The organism is Gammaproteobacteria bacterium (genome assembly GCA_036381015.1).
In the GTDB taxonomy this organism is placed as follows: domain Bacteria; phylum Pseudomonadota; class Gammaproteobacteria; order Steroidobacterales; family Rariloculaceae; genus ZC4RG20.
Map to the genome: position 1 here is coordinate 75,080 of DASVDR010000037.1, position 20,206 is coordinate 95,285.

Annotated in this window: 13 protein-coding genes; 8 read left to right on the forward strand and 5 right to left on the reverse strand. The window is 69.4% G+C overall.

All coding sequences use genetic code 11. From position 1 onward, the window contains the following. Positions 1 to 54: 54 nt before the first annotated feature. The 3 genes from infA to VF329_13150 all read right to left on the reverse strand — a co-directional run bounded on the left by infA (position 55) and on the right by VF329_13150 (position 2,286). Positions 55 to 273 (reverse strand): translation initiation factor IF-1, encoded by a 219-nt coding sequence (infA, locus tag VF329_13140; GenBank protein HEX7081952.1) that lies wholly within the window; start codon positions 271 to 273, stop codon positions 55 to 57. Between the two features lie 118 nt (positions 274 to 391). Then, complete coding sequence (gene aat / locus VF329_13145; GenBank protein HEX7081953.1) at positions 392 to 1,135, reverse strand: leucyl/phenylalanyl-tRNA--protein transferase; 744 nt, start codon at positions 1,133 to 1,135, stop codon at positions 392 to 394. Further along, positions 1,132 to 2,286, reverse strand: coding sequence for a GNAT family N-acetyltransferase (locus tag VF329_13150; protein ID HEX7081954.1), 1,155 nt, complete (start codon positions 2,284 to 2,286; stop codon positions 1,132 to 1,134). Before VF329_13150 ends, aat begins: the two co-directional genes overlap by 4 nt. A 184-nt stretch (positions 2,287 to 2,470) precedes the next feature. Between VF329_13150 and VF329_13155 the strand changes: the two genes are divergently transcribed. The 5 genes from VF329_13155 to VF329_13175 all read left to right on the forward strand — a co-directional run bounded on the left by VF329_13155 (position 2,471) and on the right by VF329_13175 (position 8,852). Continuing rightward, complete coding sequence (locus VF329_13155) at positions 2,471 to 4,756, forward strand: DNA translocase FtsK 4TM domain-containing protein (protein ID HEX7081955.1); 2,286 nt, start codon at positions 2,471 to 2,473, stop codon at positions 4,754 to 4,756. Positions 4,757 to 4,769: 13 nt separating this feature from the next. Beyond that, on the forward strand, positions 4,770 to 5,450 hold the full coding sequence (lolA, locus tag VF329_13160) for an outer membrane lipoprotein chaperone LolA (protein HEX7081956.1): 681 nt from the start codon (positions 4,770 to 4,772) through the stop codon (positions 5,448 to 5,450). 7 nt (positions 5,451 to 5,457) lie between these two features. Then, the gene (locus VF329_13165; protein ID HEX7081957.1) at positions 5,458 to 5,844 is read left to right on the forward strand and encodes a VanZ family protein; all 387 of its coding nucleotides are present in this window, start codon (positions 5,458 to 5,460) and stop codon (positions 5,842 to 5,844) included. Positions 5,845 to 5,884: 40 nt separating this feature from the next. Further along, the gene (serS, locus tag VF329_13170; protein HEX7081958.1) at positions 5,885 to 7,162 is read left to right on the forward strand and encodes a serine--tRNA ligase; all 1,278 of its coding nucleotides are present in this window, start codon (positions 5,885 to 5,887) and stop codon (positions 7,160 to 7,162) included. A gap of 88 nt (positions 7,163 to 7,250) precedes the next feature. Next, positions 7,251 to 8,852 carry a peptide ABC transporter substrate-binding protein gene (locus VF329_13175; GenBank protein ID HEX7081959.1) on the forward strand — a complete coding sequence of 534 codons (1,602 nt, stop codon included), beginning with the start codon at positions 7,251 to 7,253 and terminating at the stop codon, positions 8,850 to 8,852. A gap of 15 nt (positions 8,853 to 8,867) precedes the next feature. Here VF329_13175 and VF329_13180 read toward each other — a convergent pair whose 3' ends face one another. Beyond that, a complete protein-coding gene (locus VF329_13180) occupies positions 8,868 to 11,057 on the reverse strand; it encodes a carboxypeptidase-like regulatory domain-containing protein (protein ID HEX7081960.1) in 2,190 nt (729 codons plus the stop codon). 355 nt (positions 11,058 to 11,412) lie between these two features. On the opposite strand from VF329_13180, the gene VF329_13185 reads away from it, so the two are divergent. Then, positions 11,413 to 14,421 carry a PAS domain S-box protein gene (locus tag VF329_13185; protein ID HEX7081961.1) on the forward strand — a complete coding sequence of 1,003 codons (3,009 nt, stop codon included), beginning with the start codon at positions 11,413 to 11,415 and terminating at the stop codon, positions 14,419 to 14,421. Positions 14,422 to 14,584: 163 nt separating this feature from the next. Here VF329_13185 and VF329_13190 read toward each other — a convergent pair whose 3' ends face one another. Continuing rightward, positions 14,585 to 16,384 (reverse strand): ABC transporter transmembrane domain-containing protein, encoded by a 1,800-nt coding sequence (locus tag VF329_13190; GenBank protein ID HEX7081962.1) that lies wholly within the window; start codon positions 16,382 to 16,384, stop codon positions 14,585 to 14,587. A 180-nt stretch (positions 16,385 to 16,564) separates the two neighbouring features. Here VF329_13190 and VF329_13195 point away from each other — a divergent pair, with 180 nt between their 5' ends. Together VF329_13195 and VF329_13200 are read left to right on the forward strand one after the other, a co-directional pair. Next, complete coding sequence (locus VF329_13195; protein ID HEX7081963.1) at positions 16,565 to 19,309, forward strand: bifunctional acetate--CoA ligase family protein/GNAT family N-acetyltransferase; 2,745 nt, start codon at positions 16,565 to 16,567, stop codon at positions 19,307 to 19,309. A 107-nt stretch (positions 19,310 to 19,416) separates the two neighbouring features. Continuing rightward, positions 19,417 to 20,115, forward strand: coding sequence for a GntR family transcriptional regulator (locus VF329_13200; protein HEX7081964.1), 699 nt, complete (start codon positions 19,417 to 19,419; stop codon positions 20,113 to 20,115). Positions 20,116 to 20,206 lie beyond the last annotated feature (91 nt).

Consider the following 20,206-nt stretch of genomic DNA (forward strand, 5'->3'; position numbering starts at 1 on the left):
CACGGCGGCCCGCGTAACGGCGCGGCCGATTCGTGATTTGGCGAGCCCGCGCGTCTAGCGCGACCGGTAGACGATCCGGCCCTTCGTGAGGTCGTAGGGGGTGAGCTCCACGGTGACTCGGTCCCCCTTCAGGATGCGGATGTAGTTTTTCCGCATCTTGCCGGAAATGTGCGCCGTGACGATGTGCCCGTTCTCGAGCTCCACGCGAAAGGTCGTGTTCGGTAATGTCTCCATTACCGTGCCTTCAATTTGAATGGCGTCTTCTTTTGCCACGAAAACAACAGTTCTGCCCTGGCGGGGCGCAGCATTGTTGCACATCGCCGGCGAAAGCGGCAAACACTTCGGGGCGGCCGAGCGGCGGTCGTCAGTGCCCTCGGCCGGTCGCGCGGGATCACTCCCCGCCGGCGCTGCGCCTCCGTGCCGCCGCCCATTCCGCGAAATCCGCGGTCCAGCGGCCGCGCCGGTCGGGCCGCTCACAAAGCTTCGACAGCAGCCTCAGGAATTTCGTTCGGGGGAGATCGACGGCGCCGAGGCTGCTCAAGTGCGCTGAGGCGACCTGACAATCGATGAGCGCGAACGAGCGCGCCTCGAGGTAACGCACCGCGGCGACGAACGCCGCCTTCGATGCATTCGTTGCCCGCGCGAACATCGACTCCCCGAAGAACACCGCACCGATCGCGACGCCGTACAGCCCGCCCGCGAGCCGGCCGTCCCGCCAGGCCTCGAACGAGTGCGCGAAACCGAGCCGGTGGAGGCGGGAGTAGGCGATGCGCATCTCGTCCGTGATCCATGTGTCGGCGCCGTAGCGACGCGGCGCGGCGCAGCCTTCGACGACGTCGTCGAATGCGCTGTCGGCCGTGATCTCGAACTCGCCCCGCCTGACGACGCGCCGCAGGCTTCGCGAGACCTTGAGGCTCGGCGGGAAGAGCACGGCGCGGGGATCGGGGCACCACCACAGGATCGGCTGCCCGCGCTCGTACCACGGGAAGATCCCGCATCGATAGGCGAGCAGCAGGCGCTCGGGGCGGAGATCGCCGCCCGCGGCGAGCAGCCCGTTCGGTTCTTCCAGCGCTTCGTCGGGCGGTGGGAACGCGTCCACGTCGGCGCCGGCCGAAAGCCACCGGATCGCGCTCATGTCGGCTCGGAATCGCGCAGGTCCCGCCGGTAAGGCACGTGATCCTCGAGATAGTCCATGTAAGCATCCACTTGCACGGTCTCGCGGGTCAAGAATTGCTGCACCGCGCGGTGGAAGCCGGGGTCGCGGAGTCGATGGCAGGACCAAGTCGGCGTCGGCGTAAATCCACGGCTGATCTTGTGCTCGCCCTGCGTGCCGGGCTCGAACGTTCCGAGTCGTTCCCGGATGCAGTACTCGATGCCCTGGTAGTAGCACGCCTCGAAGTGCAGGCTGTGGAAGTCCGCGAGGCTGCCCCAGTAGCGCCCATAGAGCGCGTCGTCTCCGCGAAAGCAAATCGCGGCGGCGATCGGCGCTCGGCCGTGACGGGCGAGGATCACGACGACGTTCTCCGGCATCGTCCGCGCGATCTCTTCGAAGAAGGCGCGGTTCAAGTAGGGCGGCCGCCCGCGGCGCAGGAACGTGCGGGCGTGAAACGCGAACACGGCGTCCCAGTCCTCGGCATCGAGCTCGTCGCCGGCCAGGTGCTCGAAACGGATGCCGGCTTCGGCAATCCGGCGCCGCTCGCGGCGCACCTTCTTTCTCTTCTCGGAGCTGAAACGGCCGAGAAAGTCGTCGAAGTCGACATAGCCCGGATTGTGCCAGTGGAACTGGCAGCCTTTGCGGACGAGAAAGCCGGCGGCCGACAGCGCTGCGCGCTCGGCGTCGGTCGGAAACAGCACGTGGACCGACGAGGCTTCGAGCTCTTCCTGGAGCGCGAGCGCCGCCGCGACCATGCGCCGGACGACGGCGGCGCGGTCCGCGTCCGGCCTGACGAGGAGCCGCGGGCCCGTGGCCGGCGTGAACGGGATCGACGCGACGAGCTTCGGGTAATAGCTTCGGCCCGCTCGTTCGTACGCGTCCGCCCAGCTCCAGTCGAAGACGAACTCGCCGCGGGAGTCGTGCTTGAGGTAAAGCGGCAGTGCACCGATCAGGCCGCCTGCCTCGTCCCGGACGCCGATGTGGCAGGGCTGCCACGCCGTGCGCGCGCCGACGCAACCGCTGTGCTCGAGCGCGGCCAGGAACTCGTGGCGCAGGAAAGGGTGGCCGGCGGCGAGCGCGTTCCACTCCCGCGGCTCGACGTCGTCGAGTGTGGTGAGGCGTTCCAGGTCCATCTTCTCGCGCCCGGCCGGGCCAGTGTAGCCGTCCGAAGACGGGTTCGAAAAGGTCTACCGAAATGGGTGTCAGACACCATTTTTCGGCATCTGACACTATTTTTCGCGGCCGGAAGGAGTCGGCTTTGATCCGGGTCGGCGAGACGTATAATCAGGCCCTTAAGATCGGAATCTGCGGTAGAACTTGACAAGAGCAAAGACGAGCACGGACGTGCAGGGGTTCTTCGTGCCTCGGATCAAAGGGTTGAAGGAATCCGCGTTCTGGGTGCTGACCGGCCTCGCCCTGATTCTGCTGTGGGCGCTGCTGAGCTACGACCCGTCGGACCCCGCCTTCACCGTCACCGGCGACGACTCGTCCGTTTCGAACCGGATGGGTCCGGCCGGTGCGTGGTTCGCGGACGTCGCGTTCCTGCTGTTCGGGCTTCCCGCGTACTTGTTCCCCGTGCTCGTGCTGCTCGGGGGCGTGCTGCTGTTCCGGCCCCGCGATGCGGCCTTGCCGCGGGCTTCGGCGTTCTACAAGGTCGTCGGCGTGCTCGTGACGATCGCGACGAGCTCCGGCCTCGCCACGCTGCACTTCACGGCGCCCGAGCTTCAGGAGACGGCCGGGGGCGTCCTCGGTCAGCTGGTCGGCGTCGGCCTGTCGAATGTCCTCGGCATCCTCGGTGCGACGGTGCTGTTGCTCGTGGTGTGGCTCGGGGCCGTGTCGCTCGCGACCGGCGTCTCGTGGCTCGCGATCATGGACGGCATCGGCCGCGCGGTCTTCGCCGTGCTCAGCGCGATCAACGCGTTCTTCGGCCGCATCCGGCTGTTCTTCGTGGGCCGCCGGGCGAAGCAGCAGCGCCACGAGGTCGTGGCGAAGAGCCGCGCGAAGCCGAAGGCGAAGGCGCCGCGGATCGAGCCGACGATCGAGAGGGTCGAGACGAGCGGTCGCGTCGAGCGCGAGCGGCAAGTCCCGCTGTTCGAGCCGGTCACGTCCGGCGAGCTGCCGCCGCTGTCCCTGCTCGACGATCCTCCGCCCCGCGAAGGCGGCTATTCGGCCGAGGCACTCGAGGCGATGTCGCGCCTCGTCGAGATCAAGCTCGCGGACTTTGGGATCGAGGTCGAGGTCGTCGCCGTGCACCCGGGTCCGGTCGTCACCCGCTTCGAGCTGAAGCCCGCGCCCGGCGTCAAGGTGAGCCAGATCACGAACCTGTCGAAGGACCTCGCCCGCTCGCTCTCGACGATCAGCGTGCGCGTCGTCGAGGTCATCCCCGGAAAGCCGCACGTCGGGCTCGAGATTCCGAACGAGGTGCGCGAGCTCGTGGCCCTCGGCGAGATCATCAAGTCCGAGGCGTACGACCAGCTGAAATCGCCGCTGACGCTCGCGCTCGGCAAGGACATCGGCGGCCAGCCGGTCGTCGCCGATCTCGCGCGCATGCCGCATCTGCTGATCGCCGGCACCACGGGGTCCGGCAAGTCCGTCGCGATCAACGCAATGGTGCTGAGCCTTCTCTACAAGGCCACGCCCGAGCACGTGCGGCTGATCATGATCGACCCGAAGATGCTCGAGCTCTCCGTCTACGAAGGCATCCCGCACCTGCTCGCGCCGGTCGTCACCGACATGAAGCAGGCGGCGAATGCGCTGCGGTGGTGCGTCGCGGAGATGGAGCGCCGTTACGCGCTGATGGCCGGGCTCGGCGTGCGGCACATCGCGGGCTACAACAAGAAGGTCGCCGACGCCGCCGCGAAAGGCCAGCCGCTCAAGGACCCGACGTTCAAGAAGGTGCTCGAGGACGACGAGCCCCCGGATCTCGAGCCGCTGCCGTACGTCGTCGTGATCATCGACGAGCTCGCGGACATGATGATGACGGTCGGCAAGAAGGTCGAGGAGCTGATCGCGCGTCTCGCGCAGAAGGCGCGTGCGTCCGGCATGCACATGATCATCGCGACGCAGCGGCCGTCCGTCGACGTGATCACCGGGCTCATCAAAGCGAACATTCCGTGCCGCATTGCGTTTCAGGTGTCGGCGAAAGTCGACTCCCGGACGATCCTCGATCAAATCGGCGCCGAGCATCTGCTCGGCCACGGCGACATGCTGTATCTGCCGGGCGGAACGTCGATTCCGATGCGCGTCCACGGGGCTTTCGTCTCCGATAACGAGGTGCACGCGGTCGTGCGCGCGTTGCGCGCGGGCGGCGAGCCGACCTACATCGACGAGGTTCTCGACGGCCCGGGCGGCGACGCTTCGGGAGGCTTCGATGCCGAGCCCGGGGGAGCATTGGACGGCGAGCAGGATCCCCTTTACGATCAAGCGGTGCGGATCGTGACGGAAACGCGGAAGGCGTCGATCTCGGGCATCCAACGGCGCTTGAAGATCGGGTACAACCGCGCGGCGCGACTCGTCGAGACCATGGAGGAGGCCGGCATCGTTGGAGAGTTGCAGTCGAATGGTTTCAGGGAGGTTCTCGCGCCGCCTCCGGCTTCCGATTGAGCGGCGGTGCCGCTTGCCCGCCGCGATCGTCTCGTCGATCGTCGTCGCCGCCGCCTTCGCGGCTCCCGCGTCGCCTCAACAGCCGGCCGAGGATCCGGACGAGAGCCCGGGGCGCGAGCAGTCCGATGCGGCGCAGCCGGCGGGCGTGCTCGACACGTTTCTCGACGAGGTCCGATCGCTCCAGGCCGATTTCGTGCAGCAGCTTCACGGCGCGGACGGCCGGCTGATGCAGACGTCGTCCGGCTCGCTCGCGCTCAGCCGCCCGGGGCGCTTCCGCTGGCACTACGAGCAGCCGTTCGATCAGCTGGTCGTGGCCGACGGCAAGAACCTTTGGATTTACGACGTCGAGCTCGAGCAGGTCACCGTGACGCCGCTCGACGACGACGTCGCATCGACGCCGGCGATGTTGCTGAGCGGCGACCGTGCGGTGCGCGACGGCTTCGACGTCGTGGAGCGCTTCGAGCGCGACGGGCTCGAGTGGGTGCGTCTCGCGCCGAATCTTCAGGGCACGGATTTCATGTCCGTATTGATCGGCTTTCGCGACACGACACCGCAGCGCCTCGAGCTCGTCGACGGCTTGAACCAGACCACCGAGATCGAGCTGTCGAACGTCGCCGTGAACCCCGAGCTCGACGAGGACCTCTTCGAGTTCGATCCGCCGCGCCGTGTCGACGTCATCGGAACGCCCCGCTAGCCCGCCGATGTTGCCGCTGCGTTACCGCTGGGTGTGGATGCTCTTGGGCTGGCTGCTCGTCGCCGGCGTGTGCGCGGGGAGCCTGCTGCCGGGCGCCGCCGTGCCCGACTTGGGCTTCAGCGACAAGCTGCAGCACGGCACGTCTTACTTCCTGCTGATGGTCTGGTTCGCCGGCCTCTACCCGCGCGCGCGCCATGTGTGGATCGCGCTGGTGCTTTTCGCGCTCGGCGCCGGCCTCGACCTGCTGCAATTGAGCGTCGCGAGCCGCAGCTTCGATCCGCGCGACATCGCCGCCAATGCGGCCGGCATCCTCATCGCGTTCGCGTTGTCGTTCTGGCTGCTGGAAGGCTGGTGCCAGCGCATGGAGCGGTGGTTCGCGTGGTCGCGCCCCTGAAGGGCGTGTATCCTCGTCGCCTGATTCGCGTTTTGCGCCGATGCTCGATCCCAAGCTCCTTCGCACCGATCTCGACGACGTGGCCCGCGCGCTCGCGCGGCGCGGCTTCGTGCTGGACCGGGAGCGCTACCAGGCGCTCGAGGCCGATCGCAAGCGCCTCCAAGTGGAGGTCGAGACGCTGCGCCGCGATCGCAACGAGCGGTCGAAGGAGATCGGCCGGGCGAAGGCGGCCGGCGCCGACATCGAGCCGCTGAAGGCGGAGGTCGGCGAGCTCGGTGCGGCGCTCGAGCGCGCCGAGCAGGCCCTCGCGGCGGTCGGCGCGGAGCTCGACGGTTTCCTCGCGGGCTTGCCGAACTTGCCCCACGACAGCGTGCCGGACGGTGCCGACGAGACGTCGAACGTCGAGGTGCGCCGCTGGGGCGAGCCGCCGCAGTTCGACTTCGAGCCGAAGGACCACGTCGCCGTCGGCGAACGTTTGGGCCTCGTCGATTTCGACGCGGCCGCGAAGATCTCCGGCAGCCGTTTCGTGGTGCTGCGCGGCGAGGTCGCCCGCCTGCACCGTGCGCTCGCACAGCTGATGCTCGACGTGCACGCGCGCGAGCACGGCTACACCGAGGTCTACGTCCCTTATCTCGTCAGGGACGACGCGCTGTACGGCACGGGCCAGCTGCCGAAGTTCGCGGAGGATCTCTTCGCCGTCGATGGCGGCTACCGTTTGATTCCGACTGCGGAAGTGCCGCTCACGAACCTCGTCCGCGAGACGATCGTCGAGGCGGAGGATCTGCCGATGCGCCTGATGGCGCATACGCCGTGCTTTCGGTCCGAGGCCGGCGCGCACGGGCAGGACACGCGCGGCATGATCCGGCAGCATCAGTTCGACAAGGTGGAGCTCGTTCACATCACGCGCCCCGACGACTCCTACGATGCGCTCGAGCGGCTCACCTCGCACGCGGAGGCGATACTGCGCAAGCTCGGCCTCGCGTACCGCGTCGTCGCGCTCTGCGCCGGCGACCTCGGCTTCGCGTCCGCGAAGACCTATGATCTCGAGGTGTGGCTGCCCGGCCAGGGCCGCTACCGTGAAATTTCGTCGTGCAGCAACTGCGAGGCCTTCCAGGCGCGGCGGATGCAGGCACGGTGGCGCAATCCCGATACCGGGCGGCCGGAGCCGCTGCACACGTTGAACGGCTCCGGCGTCGCCGTCGGCCGGGCTCTCGTCGCGGTGCTCGAGAACTATCAACAAGCGGACGGCACCGTCCGCGTGCCGGACGCGCTGCGCCCCTACATGGGCGGCCGGACCGTCGTCGGCCCAGCGGCGTAGCAGTTCACGGCACGGCCCCCGGGGGGCGGCGCTAGAATCGCCGCGGTCGGCCGCGCGTGCGGCGACCAAGCGGGGCATGGGGGGGAGCATGAAGGGTTTGGCGGCCGGTCGCGTCGTTCTCTTCGCCGCGTTGTCGGCGGCGCTCGCGATCGCGGGCTGCGATGTGCCCGCGCCTGCGACCGACGACGCGCGCGTGCTTCGCCGCGGCATCACGGCGGAGATCGGGACGCTCGATCCGCACTTCTCCGTCCTCGTCGAGCAGGAATCGTTGCTGATGGACCTTTACGAAGGGCTCGTCAGGCTCGATGCCCGGGGCAACGTCGTGCCGGCCGCGGCGGAGAGCTGGACGATCGGCGCCGACGGCCGGGAATACACGTTCGTGCTGCGCGACGACGTGCGCTGGTCGGACGGCTCCCCGGTCGAGGCGGACGACTTCGTCTGGTCGTTCCGACGGCTCGTGGATCCGGCGACCGGCTCCCCGCATGCCGGCAAGCTCGTCGCGGTACGGGGCGCGAGCGAGATCGTCGCCGGCCGTCTCCCGCCGGACGCGCTCGGCGTCACCGCGCTCGACCCGCGCACGCTGCGCATCGAGCTCGAGACGCCGGCCCCGTATTTCCTCGCGATGCTGACCTATCCGGCGCTCGTGCCGCTGCACGCCGAGAGCGTCGAGCGCTTCGATCGCGAGTTCACGCGCCCGGAGAACCTGGTCTCGAACGGCCCTTACGTGCTGTCGCGGCGCAATCAGGAATACGTCGAGCTCGTGCGCAGCCAAACGTATCGAAACGCAGACCGCATTGCGATCGAGCGCGTGCGCTACGTGCCGTTCGAGCAGGAGTTCGCGCAGTTCACGGCGTACCGGGTCGCCGACATCGATTTGACGGACGTCGTGCCGGCCTCGGGCCTCGAGATCGTGCGCGACCAGTTCCCCGGCGAGCTGTATGTGCGCCCGACGAAGGACACGTTCTATTACGCCTTCAACCTACGCGAAGGGCCGCTCGCCGATTCGCCCGCGCTTCGCGAAGCGCTGTCCGCGACGATTCGGCGCGAGATCATCACCGCCGAGGTGACCGGGATCAGGCAGCCTCCCGCGTACTCCTTCGTGCCGCCGATGTTCGCCGGCTACGAGCCCGCGCGCGTCGGATTCGCCGACCTGAGCCCGGAGGCGCGCGACGAGGCCGCGAAAGCCCTGCTCGAGCGCGACGGCGGCGCTCCGCCGCGGCTGCGCGTCCTCTACAACACGAACGAAGGCATCAGGCTGATCACGGTTGCGGTCGCGTCGATGTGGCGGGCGGCGCTCGGCGTGGAGACCGAGCTTCGGAACATGGAGTTCGGCGTGTTCCTCGATACGCTGCGCGACCCGTCGGCCTGGGACGTCGCCCGGCTTTCGTGGCGCGCCGACTTCGACGACCCGTATGCCTTCCTCGAAATCTTTCGCACGGGCTCGCCGAACAACTTCGTCGGCTTCTCCGACCCCGTCTACGACGAGCTTCTCGAGCGCTCGCACCGCGAGACGTCCTCCGAACGCCGGCTCGCGCTGCTGCACGAAGCGGAGCAGCGGCTCCTCGACGCGCACGCGATCGCTCCGGTCTTCTTCTACGTCGATCGCGTGCTCGCGAAGCCGTGGGTCGATATCGGCGACCGCGTGACGATCAAGCCCTTGCCGACGGCCGATCTTCGCTGGGCGGATTGAGGGCCGGGGGCCAGCTCACTTCGCGAGCGGATCCGGCCGCACCTGGAAGTGCACGACGAGCGGCTTGTTACCCTTCCCGCCTTCCATCAGCCAGGGCGTGCGGTCGCCGCTCGGCACCCAGAGCCCGCGGCCCTTCCAGCCCGCGTCGGGATCGTCGATCCTGCCGTCGAAGCCCTTCGTATAGAAGCCGAGCGGGTAGGGCACACGCAGCGTGACGAACTCGCCGTCGACGAGGGCATGCACGCCGTCGAACAGGTTGCCGGTCGCGATCGGCACGTTCTCGCCGAGACCGAGCGTGTTGTGCTGGTCGACCCACGTGTAGTAGCTCGACTCGGCGCTTTGCTCCGGAAGGTCGTCGAAGCCCGGGCCCGGGAAGCGGTAAAACGTCCAGCCTTCCGGGCAGTGGTCGCCGGTGGCCTCGGGTCCGTTCAGCGGCCCCTCGCATTTGCGCCGATCGAACGCGCCGAGATGCCCGCTGCCGAGAGAGACCCAGACGACGCCGTTTCCGTCGATGTCCGCGCCTCGTGAACCGAATCCCGGCAGCGGCACGTTGTAGATCTCGGCGAGCGCCGTCGCGGGCGGATTCGGACCGGGATCGAGGCGCACGATCGACCCCGGGTAGCCGAACGTGGAGCCCCACACCGAATCGTCCACGGGGCTCGGCATCACTGCGTAGAAGCCCGCCACGATGCGCTTGTCCTTGGACGGATCCACGGGCTCGTCGGGCTCGACGTAGTCGTCGCGGCGGCCGTTGCCGTTCGTGTCGAGGACGAGCGCCGTCCAGCCTTGGGCTTGTGCCGCATCGCCGGTCTCGTCGAACAGCTTCGTGTTCAGCCAGCCGACCACCTGGCCGCCGCCGCTCGTCCACAGCGTGTGGTCGGGGTCATCGTCGAACTGAAGGTGATGGGTGGAGAAGCACGTGTCGACGAACGTGTACTCGCCCGTGTCCGGCTCGTAGACCGCCAGCTGCCTACCCGAGCGCTCGAGCGGGAAGAGCTTCGCGGACGGCTGGTCCGATTCTCCTCGGCAAAAGTCCGGGTTCGCGGGCGCGCGGATGCGCGCCGTGTACCAGACGCGGCCGAGGTGGTCGAACATCGGGTTGTGCGCGTTCGCGCGGCTGTCCCAAATCGCTTCGTTGCCCCAATACGGGGAAGGCTGCACCGGCGGCGTCGACGCGGTCGTCGGCGTGTCGGCGTCGCGAACCGGCGCGTGAAAGCTCGTGGCGGTGTTCGCGACGGGATCGAGGATCGGGAACTCGTCCGTGCTGAGCTCCGGCGCGCCGTACAGCTTGCCGTAGGCGTTCGACGTGGGATTGCGGCGATCCGTGGACGAGAGGTCGTGCATGTACGCCTTCTCGGTCGACCAATCGCGCACGGTGACGACCACGTTGCGCTCGATGCCGGCCGGCCGCTCGGGCCGCGTGCGCGGCAGCTCGCCGGCCGCGATCCTGTCGGTCCAATCGGCGAGATAGCGGAACGGCACGCCGCCGAGCTGCCCGCCGGCGATCCGGATCATCTGGCCGCCGGCCTGCCCCGACTGAAGACGACGCGTCCACGCATCGACGGAGCTTTCGAAGTCGCCGAGCGCGGGCGGAATCGTTCGCGTGGCGAGATGCCCGAGCTGGTGGCAGCCGACGCAGCCGAGGTTCTTCATCGTCGCGAGATACTGATTCAGCCCGCCCGGCACGTGGGCGATCTCCGCCGGCGACGGCAGCTTCATCATCGAGTACCAGTAGATCGCGGGATAGACGCGGGCCGCGGCGGCTTCGTCCTCCGCGACGACGGCATCGAGGTTCACGTGGCGGCCCGGCCGGGCGGCGACCTTCTCGGAGTCGACGAGGCCGTAGCCGCGGACCCAGACGCGATAGTCGGCGTCGGGCAGGTCGGGCACGACGTAACGGCCGGTGTCGTCCGTGACGACGATCCGGGCGAAGCGCGTGCCGAGATCGTCGGTCTCGGCGATGACCCAGACGCCCGCTTCCGGACCATCGGGGCTCGTGACGATGCCGCCGATGTCGTCCGCGTCGATCGCAACCTCGGCGTCCGTCTGCGCGGCGGCGGGCACGGCGGCAACGAGCAGCGAGGCGACCGCGAGGCGGACGCGCGGCCGAGCGGCGCTCGACGGCCGAAGCCGGTCGGCGGGCGCGGTCGGAGGGAAGCCGGCAAGGAGCATGTCCCCGCGGCGCGGGCGGCCGAGATTCGTCATTGGTATTCCTCGGAGCGAGATCGTCGCGACAGTAGATCCGGAGCGCGCTTCCATGCAAGTGGCCGGCTTCCCGGGCGATCGGTGCGCCGATCGACGCAGCCTGCACGGCCGGAAACCCGCATTGGTCCGCTTTCGTCGGCGAGCTATACTCGGCCCGAACCGGACCGCCGCTACCCATCGCGGCCGTTTGCGCGGGACATACAGCAGGACTCACTTGCCCGGAGTGGCAGGCGGGAAACGGTGCACGTTCATCGTTCGCGGCGGAGTCACGCTCGTCGTTCGATCCGCTCAGTGATCGGCCGGCGGCGCGGCACGACGCGCCATCCGACGTTGCCCCGGACGCGACAGCGTGCTGATGCGATCTGAAACGGCCTACCCGGGCCTCGACCTGCTCCACGAGCGACTGTTCGTCGATGCGGTGGAGCCGATCGTCATCGAGGACCTCGACGGGCGCATCCTCGATGCGAACGCCGCCGCCGAAGCCTGGTACGGCTGGCGCAGGGACGAGCTGATCGGGCAGCCCTACACGATGCTCGTTCCGCCAGGCGAACGCGGACGCGAACAGGACTTGCGCGCGCAATGCGCGGCCGGTGCGCTCGTGCGCGCCGTCGAGAGCTCGCGCGTCACGAAGGATGGGCAGGCGCGCTTCGGAATGCTGTCGCTTGCGTTGCTGCGCGACGACGGCGGATATCCCGTGGCGATCGCCGCGACACAGGCTTCGGCGGGCCCGCGGGCGGAGGCGTTTCGCGTCTGGGCCGAGGTGATCCCGGCCGCCGTGTTCGACGTCGATCTCACCGCCGGCCGCACCTACTGGTCGCCGGAGATGTGCCGCGTCCTCGGCCTCCCGCCCGACTCGGGCACCTTCGGCGCCGAAGGGATCGTCCCGGAGCACGTCCATCCCGACGACCGGCCGCGCGTCGAGGCGGCGATCCGGAGATCGAACGATCCGTCCGGAGACGGCCACTTCGAGTCCGAGCATCGCGCCCTCGGCGCCGACGGCACGATCCGCTGGCTCCTGGTGAAGGGCAGGACCCTGTTCGAAGGCCAGGGCGCGGAGCGGCGGCCGGTCCGCGTGCTCGGCGTCGCTCTCGACATCACGCCGCGGAAGCGCGCCGAGGAGGCCCGCGCCCGTGCGCTGATCGACGTCTCGTCGCCGGTCACGTGGACGTGCGACGCCGAAGGGCGGGGGATCGAGGACTCGCCGTCCTGGCGCGCGTTCACCGGGCAGTCGGAGGAGGACTGGGTGCATGCCGGGTGGCTCGGCGCCGCTCATCCGGACGACGCGGCGGATGCTCGCGCCCGTTGGCGTGCGGCGGTCGAGCGCCGCTCCTCGGTGGACGAGGAGCTTCGAGTCCGACATGCGAGCGGCGACTGGCGCTGGGTGCGCATTCGCGCCGTGCCGCTGATGAACGACGACGACACGGTCCGGGGCTGGGTCGGCATCAGCGAAGACATCACGCACCGCAAGCACGCGGAGCTCGCGGCCGCGCTCGCGGGCGAGCGGGAGCGCGAGGCAAACGCGCTGCTCGACGCGATCTTCGCCGCCGCGCCGATCGGACTCGGATTCTGGGACCGCGACCTGCGCTTCCAGCGTATCAACGAGCGTCTCGCCGAGATGCACGGCTTGCCGGTCGACGCGCACATCGGGCGCCGGATCGACGAGCTGCTCCCGGACATCGAGGAGACCGACGAGCTTTACCTCAAATGGCGCGAGATTCTCGCGAGCGGCGAGCCGTGGCTCGGCGTCGAGGTACGGGGCGAGACGCCGGCGCGCCCGGGAGAGACGCGCACGTGGAAGGAGGACTTCTTCCCGGTACGGGTGCGCGGGCAGATCGTAGGGCTTGCCGCCGTCGTGCAGGAGATCACCGAGCGACGGCTCGCCGAGGCGCAGCTCCGCGAAAGCGAGGCGCGGTTTCGCCAGATGGCGGATCACGCGCCGTTCATGGTCTGGGTCAGCGCGCCCGACGGCGCGTTCACGTTCCTGTCGCGCAGCTGGTACGAGTTCACGGGGTTCCCGCCGGCGAGCGGGCTCGGCGCGGGTTGGCTCGATGCCGTCGATCCCGAGGACCGCGAGACGCTGGCGGAAGCGTTCCGCAACGCCCAGGCGCGGCTCGAGCCGTTCCGCAGCGAGTTTCGGCTGCGCCGCCGCGACGGCGAGTACCGCTGGGCCCTTCAGGCCGCCGTGCCGCGCTTCAGTCCCGGCAAGAAGTTCAAAGGCTACATCGGCTCGATCATCGACATCACGGAGCGCAAGCTCGCCGAGCAGGCGCTGGAGAACGCCGCCCGGCGCAAGGACGAGTTCCTTGCCGCGCTCGCGCACGAGCTCAGGAATCCGCTCGCGCCGTTGACGACGGCGACGGAGCTGCTCGGCCGCCGCCTTCCGGCGGAACCCGGCGTGCGCGAGCTCAAGGAAATGATCGAGCGTCAGCTCGAGCACCTGACGAGGCTCGTCGACGACTTGCTCGATACGTCCCGAATCACGACGGGCAAGATCGTTCTCCGGCGGCAGAAGCTCGACATGCGCGACGTGCTGCGCCACTCCGTCGAGACGAGCGAGCCGCTCGTCACGGCGCGCGAGCATACGATCGTGCGCGCCGAGCCCGATGCGCCGGTGCACGTCGACGGCGATCCCGTGCGGCTCGCGCAGGTCGTCACGAATCTCGTGAACAATGCGGCGAAGTTCACGCCGGCCGGCGGCCGAATCGAGATCACGCTCGAGGAGGACCGAGGATGGGCGGTGGTCACCGTGCGCGACAGCGGAATCGGCATCGCGAAGGAAGCGTTGCCGCACCTCTTCGACCCGTTCACCCGCGTCGACGAGCGGCGTGACGACGGCAGCCTCGGGCTCGGCTTGTCCCTGGTCAAGCGGCTCGTCGATCTGCACGACGGCAAGGTCGAGGCGAAGAGCGAGGGGGAGGGTCGCGGAGCCGCGTTCATCGTGCGGCTGCCGCTCGCGGGCGGTGCGGCCCGGGTATCCGGCGCGAGGCCCGAGCCCGCAGCGCCGGCGCTGCCGGCGCGCCGGATCCTCGTCGTCGACGATAACGAGGACGCCGCGCACAGCCTCGCCATGCTGCTCGAGAGTTCCGGGCACGAGGTGCGGGCCGCGGGCGACGCGCACTCGGCGCTCGAGATCGCGCGGGCGTTCGCGCCGCAAGTCGTGCTGCTCGACCTCGGGCTGCCGGACATGGACGGGTGGCAGCTTGCGCGCGCGCTGCGCGAACAGTCCGCCGGCGGGACCGGGCTGAAGCTGATCGCGATCAGCGGCTACGGCCAGCGTGCAGACCGCGAGCGTTCCGCGCACGCCGGCATCGACCGGCATCTGACGAAGCCCGTCGACTACACCGAGATCGCGAAGTGCCTTTGAAGGCGGAACCCAACTATCGTGTCCCGCAAACATCTATGCATCGTGCTTGCCGGGACCGCCGTGAATACGTCCCTGTAGGCTCGCTCGCGGGCGTCCGTGCCCGCGAGCGTCCCGGCAAGCACGATGAATAGATATTTGCGAGACGTCGCATTCACATTCACATTCACACTAGGTCCGGCACGGCCGACGGCGCGTCGACGGTGAGCTGAAGCTCCGCGAGCCGGGCGTAGAGGGCGCTCGTCTCGAGCAGCTCGGCGTGCGATCCGACCGCGACGATCCGCCCTTCGTTCAGCACGACGAGGCGGTCGGCCTTGCGAACCGTCGCGAGGCGGTGGGCGATCACGATCGTCGTGCGATGCTCCATCAGGCGCTCGAGCGCCTGCTGCACGAGCCGCTCGCTGTCTGCATCGAGCGCGCTCGTCGCTTCGTCGAGCAGCAGGATCGGCGGATCCTTGAGGAGCGCTCTGGCGATCGCGATGCGCTGGCGTTGCCCGCCGGAGAGCCGCATCCCCCGCTCGCCGAGGAACGTGTCGTAGCCTTCCGGAAGCGCGCGGAGGAACTCGTCGGCGGCGGCCGCGCGCGCGGCCGCCTCGATTTCCGCATCGCTCGCATCCGGCCGACCGTAGCGGATGTTCTCGCGCGCGGTCGCACCGAACAGCACCGTGTCCTGCGGGACCAGGCCGATGCGGCAGCGCACGTCCTCGGGCCGCGCCTCCGCGATGTCGACGCCGTCGATCAGGATGCGTCCCGCCGTCGGATCGTAATACCGAAGCAGCAGCTGAAACGTCGTGCTCTTCCCGGCGCCGGACGGCCCGACGAACGCGACGGTCTCCCCCGGCCGGATCTCGAGCGAGAAGTCTTCGAGCGCGGGCGACTGCGGGCGCGACGGATAGCGAAAGGTCACGCGGTCGAAGCGGATGCGGCCTTCGCCCGGCGTCGGCAGCGCGACGGGATGCGCCGGCGTGCGGATCGACGGCAATGCGTGCTGGAGCTCGACGAGCCGCTCCAGCGCCCCGGCCGCGCGCTGCACCTCGCTCCACATCTCGCTGAGCGACGCCGCCGAGACGCCGAGATAGCCGGCATAGAGCAGGAACTGACCGAGCTGCCCGAACGTCAGCCCTCCGCGAATGACTTGATGCGCGCCGACCCAGAGCACGAGCGTGATCGCGCCGAACACGAGCATCGTGGCGAGCGCCGTCAGCACCGCGCGTACGCCGATTCGTCGGACCGCGACGCGGAAGGAGTGCTCGACCGCGTCGCGAAAGCGCCGCGCTTGGAGAGTCTCGAGCGTGAAGGCCTGCACCGTCTGCACCGCGTTGATCGTCTCGCCCGCCAGCGCGCTCGCGTCGGCGATCCGATCCTGGGAGTCGCGGGATAGGCGGCGTACGCGGCGGCCGAGGACGATCAGCGGCACGACGACCGCGGGCATCAGCAGCAGAATCATGCCGGTCAGGACCGGGCTCGTCGCGACGAGCAGCCCGAGCGACCCGACGAGCATCACGCCCGAGCGCAGCGTGATCGAGATGCCGACGCCTGCGATCGACTGCACGAGCGTCGTGTCCGTCGTCAGTCTCGACAGCACCTCGCCGGTTCGCGTGATCTCGAAGAAGGCGGGGTCGAGCCGAATCACGCGGTCGTATACTGCGGTGCGCAGGTCCGCGACGACGCGCTCGCCGAGCCAGCTGATCAGGTAGTAGCGCAGGGCGGCGAACGCGCCGAGCACGCCGGCGGCGCCGAGGAAGGCGAGAAAATAGCGATCGATCGTCTCGGCGTCTCGCGGTGCGAGCCCCTGGTCGATCAGGAAGCGCAACGCGATCGGCAGCGCGAGCTGCGCCGCGGCGGCGATCAGGAGCGCGGCCACGGCGGCCGCGAGGATGCGCCGATGCGGGCGCAGCAGCGGCGGCAGCGCGCGCAACGGCTTCAGCGAGCGGCTCTTCGGGCGTTCCGCGGGCACGGCGACCATGCGGTCAGCGTAACGTGGAACCGTTACCGCTGTCGCCGCGGAACCGATGCGCGGCGGTCCCGCGGCTGCTCGGCGCAACGCTGCCTTGACCGAGCGCGGGCTTTGCAGCCGTCGGCCGCGGCGCCGCCGATTGCGGCGACGGCACGAGGGTTGCAGGCGCTCCAGGGGGGAGTCTTGCGGATGAAGTCACACGGCGACGCGCCGTCCACGAAGCCCGGTATCCGCCCCGGCCGTGCGGGCTTCGAGATCGCCCGCATCTTCGAGCCTGCGTCGGTCGCGCTGATCGGCGCGAGCGAGCGGCCCGGCTCGCTCGGGACCGTCGTGCTCCGCAATCTGCTCGACGCGGGCTTCGACGGCGAGGTCCATCCGGTCAACCCGAAGTACGCGGAGGTGCTCGGGCGGCGTTGCTACCGGAGCGCGGTGGAGATCGGCGCGCCGACGGACCTCGCCGTGATCGTCGCGCCGGCCCGCGTCGTGCCCCGCGTGCTCGACGAGTGCGGCGAGGCCGGCATCCGGGCCGCGGTGATCCTTTCCGGCGGCTTCCGCGAGAGCGGGCCGACGGGGCGCGCGCTCGAGGATCGGGCGGTGGACGTCGCGAAGCGGCGCGGCATCCGTTTCATCGGGCCGAACTGCCTCGGCGTGCTGCGCCCCGCGGCGAAGCTCAACGCGAGCTTCAGCCAGGCGATGGCGAAGCCGGGGCACGTCGCGCTCGTCTCCCAGTCGGGCGCGGTCTGCACGGCACTGCTCGATTGGGCGAGCGTGCGCGACATCGGGTTCTCGTGCGTCGTCTCGACCGGCATCGGCGCCGACGTCGACTTCGGCGAGATCCTGGACTACCTCCTGCTCGACGGCGAGACGCGCGCGATCATGCTCTACGTCGAAGGCGTGCACGACGCGCGCCGTTTCATGAGCGCGCTGCGCGCGGTCTCGCGCGCCAAGCCGATCGTCGTCATGAAGGTCGGCCGGCATGCCGCCGGCGGCCGGGCGGCCGTCTCGCACACGGGCGCGCTGGTCGGCGCCGACGACGTGTTCGCGGCCGCGCTTCGCCGGGCCGGCGTCGTGCGCGTGCTCGAGTACGCGGATTTCTTCGCCGTTGCCGAGACGTTGAACGCCGGGCTCACGACGCGCGGGCCGCGCCTCGCGATCGTCACGAACGGCGGGGGGCCGGCCGTGATGGCCGCGGACGCGGCCGCGGACAAAGGGATCGAGCTCGCGCGGCTCGCAGAGACGACGCAGGCCGAGCTCGACCGCATCCTGCCCGCGGCCTGGTCCCGCGGCAATCCGATCGACGTCCTCGGAGACGCGGACGCCGCCCGCTACGCCGCCGCGCTGCGTGTCTGCGCCGCGGACCCCGGCGTCGACGGCATCCTCGCGATCCTGATCCCGCAGGCGCTCACGTCGCCGGGCGACGTCGCGAGCGCCGTGATCGACGCGGCACGCGGCACCGAGAAGCCGATCCTGACGTGCTGGATCGGCGATGCATCGATGCGGGAAAGCTGGCGTCTGTTTCGCGAGCACGGCATCCCGACGTTCCGCACGCCGGAGGACGCGGTCGAGGCGTACGCGGCGATCGCGGCGCATCGCCGTAACCAGGAGCTGCTGCTGCAAGTGCCGCCGCCGTTGCGCCGTCGGGACCCGCCGGATCTCGACGCGGCTCGGCGCGTCATCGAGGCGGCGCTCCGCGCCGGGCGCCGCGTGCTCGACCCGCTCGAGTCGAAGTCGCTCCTCGCCGCGTTTCACGTTCCCGTGCTGCCGGCGGCGGTCGCGCGCGACGAGGAGGATGCGGCCGTGCGGGCGCGCGAGATCGGCTTCCCGGTGGCGATGAAGCTCTTGTCGCCGGACATCACGCACAAGACCGACGTCGGGGGCGTGCGGCTCGGTATCGAAGGGGAGGCGCAAGCGGCCGCCGCGTTTCGCGAGATCGTCGCGCGCACAGCCGCAGCCCGGCCCGACGCGCGCATCGAAGGCGTGCTGCTCGAGCCGATGTACCGCGTGCCCCATGGGCGCGAGCTGATGCTCGGCGTCGTGCGCGATCCGGTCTTCGGACCGGTGATCAGCGTGGGCCTCGGCGGCACTCTCGTCGAGATCGTCGCCGATCGGGCGGTCGCCCTGCCGCCGCTGAACCGCTACCTCGCGGAGCGTCTCATCGATCGAACGCGCGCCGCGAAGTACCTCGACGCGTTCCGCGGCAAGCCGCCGGCGAGCCGCGACGCGCTCGTGGAAGCCGTGCTGCGGGTGTCGGAGATGGCGTGCGAGCTGCCGTGGATCGACGAGCTCGACGTCAACCCGCTCGTCGTCGACGAGCACGGGGCGGCCGCGCTCGACGCGCGCGTGGTCGTGCGTCCCGTCGACCCGGACGCCCGTCCGTACGCGCACATGGCGATCCATCCGTACCCGAGCCGCTTGGCCCGCCCGTACGTGTTGCGCGACGGGGTGCCGCTCGAGATCCGGCCGATCAGGCCCGAGGACGCGCTGATCGAGAAGCGCTTCGTCGAAAATCTCTCGGAGCGGTCGCGATACCTGCGCTTCATGTACTCGCTGCGGTCGCTGACGCCCGAAATGCTGTCGCGGTTCACGCAAATCGACTACGACCGCGAGATGGCGCTGATCGCGGTCGTCGAGACCGAACGGGGCGAGGAGCAGGTCGGCGTGGCGCGCTACGTCGTGAACGCCGACGGCCGAAGCTGCGAGTTCGCCGTCGTGGTCGCGGACGAATGGCGGCAGCGGGGTATCGCGACGCGGTTGCTGCGCCGGCTGATCGACATCGCCCGCGAGCGCCGGCTCGAGCGCATGAACGGCCTCGTGCTGCGCGAGAACCACAACATGCTCGCGCTCGCGAAGGAGATCGGCTTCGAGCAGGAGAACGTGCCGGACGACCCGAAGCTCGTCTCGATCAGCCTCGATCTCGCCGCCGCGCCTCGCTAGTATCGCAGACCGGAAACGCGCCGAGGTGCGCCGATCGCGGGGACAGTCTCGATTACGAGATATGGTAAGCTGCGGAAGCGAATTCGAAGAACTTCCACTTACGAGAGATGAAGACGCTCGAAGCCATTCGTCCGCGGCCGCTGCACGACGAGGTGGCGGACCGGTTGCGGGAGCTGATCACGCGCGGAGAGCTGGCGCCCGGCGAGCGCCTCAACGAGCGGTTGCTCACGCAGAGGTTCGGAATCTCACGCACGCCGCTGCGCGAAGCGGTGAAGATCCTCTCCTCGGAAGGGCTCGTAAAGCTTCTGCCGAACCGCGGCGCGGTAGTCACCACGATCACGCGCGCCGACGCCGAGGACATGTTCCAGGTGATGGCCGTGCTGGAGGCGCTCGGCGGCGAGCTCGCGTGCCGCCGAGCGTCGGATGAGGACATCGACGAGGTCAGGCGCCTCCACGAGAAGATGCGCGGATGCCACGAGGCGGGCGATCTCGTGACGTACTTCGAGCTGAATCAGAAAATCCATCAGAAGATCATCGATTGCGCCGGGAATCGGGAGCTTGCCGACGCCTACCGCCGGATCTCGGTGCGCATCCGCCGCGGCCGCTACATGGCGAACCTCTCTCGTCCGCGGTGGAACGAGGTGATGAGCGAGCACGAGCGCATTCTCGATGCCCTCGTCCACCGGGACAGCGAGCGGCTGAAGGAGATCCTCGCGCTGCACCTCGCGAACAAGGCGAAGGTCATTCGGGAGTGGCTCGCGAGCGCGGAACGGGACGGCACGCTCGCGAGCGGCGCGAAGACCTGACGGGTCGGCCGGAAGAGCCCCTTCCGGCGGCTTCTTGCGCTGCTTGACCGGCCGGCCGCGATCGTCGGTACAATCGCTTCTCTCGGGGCAC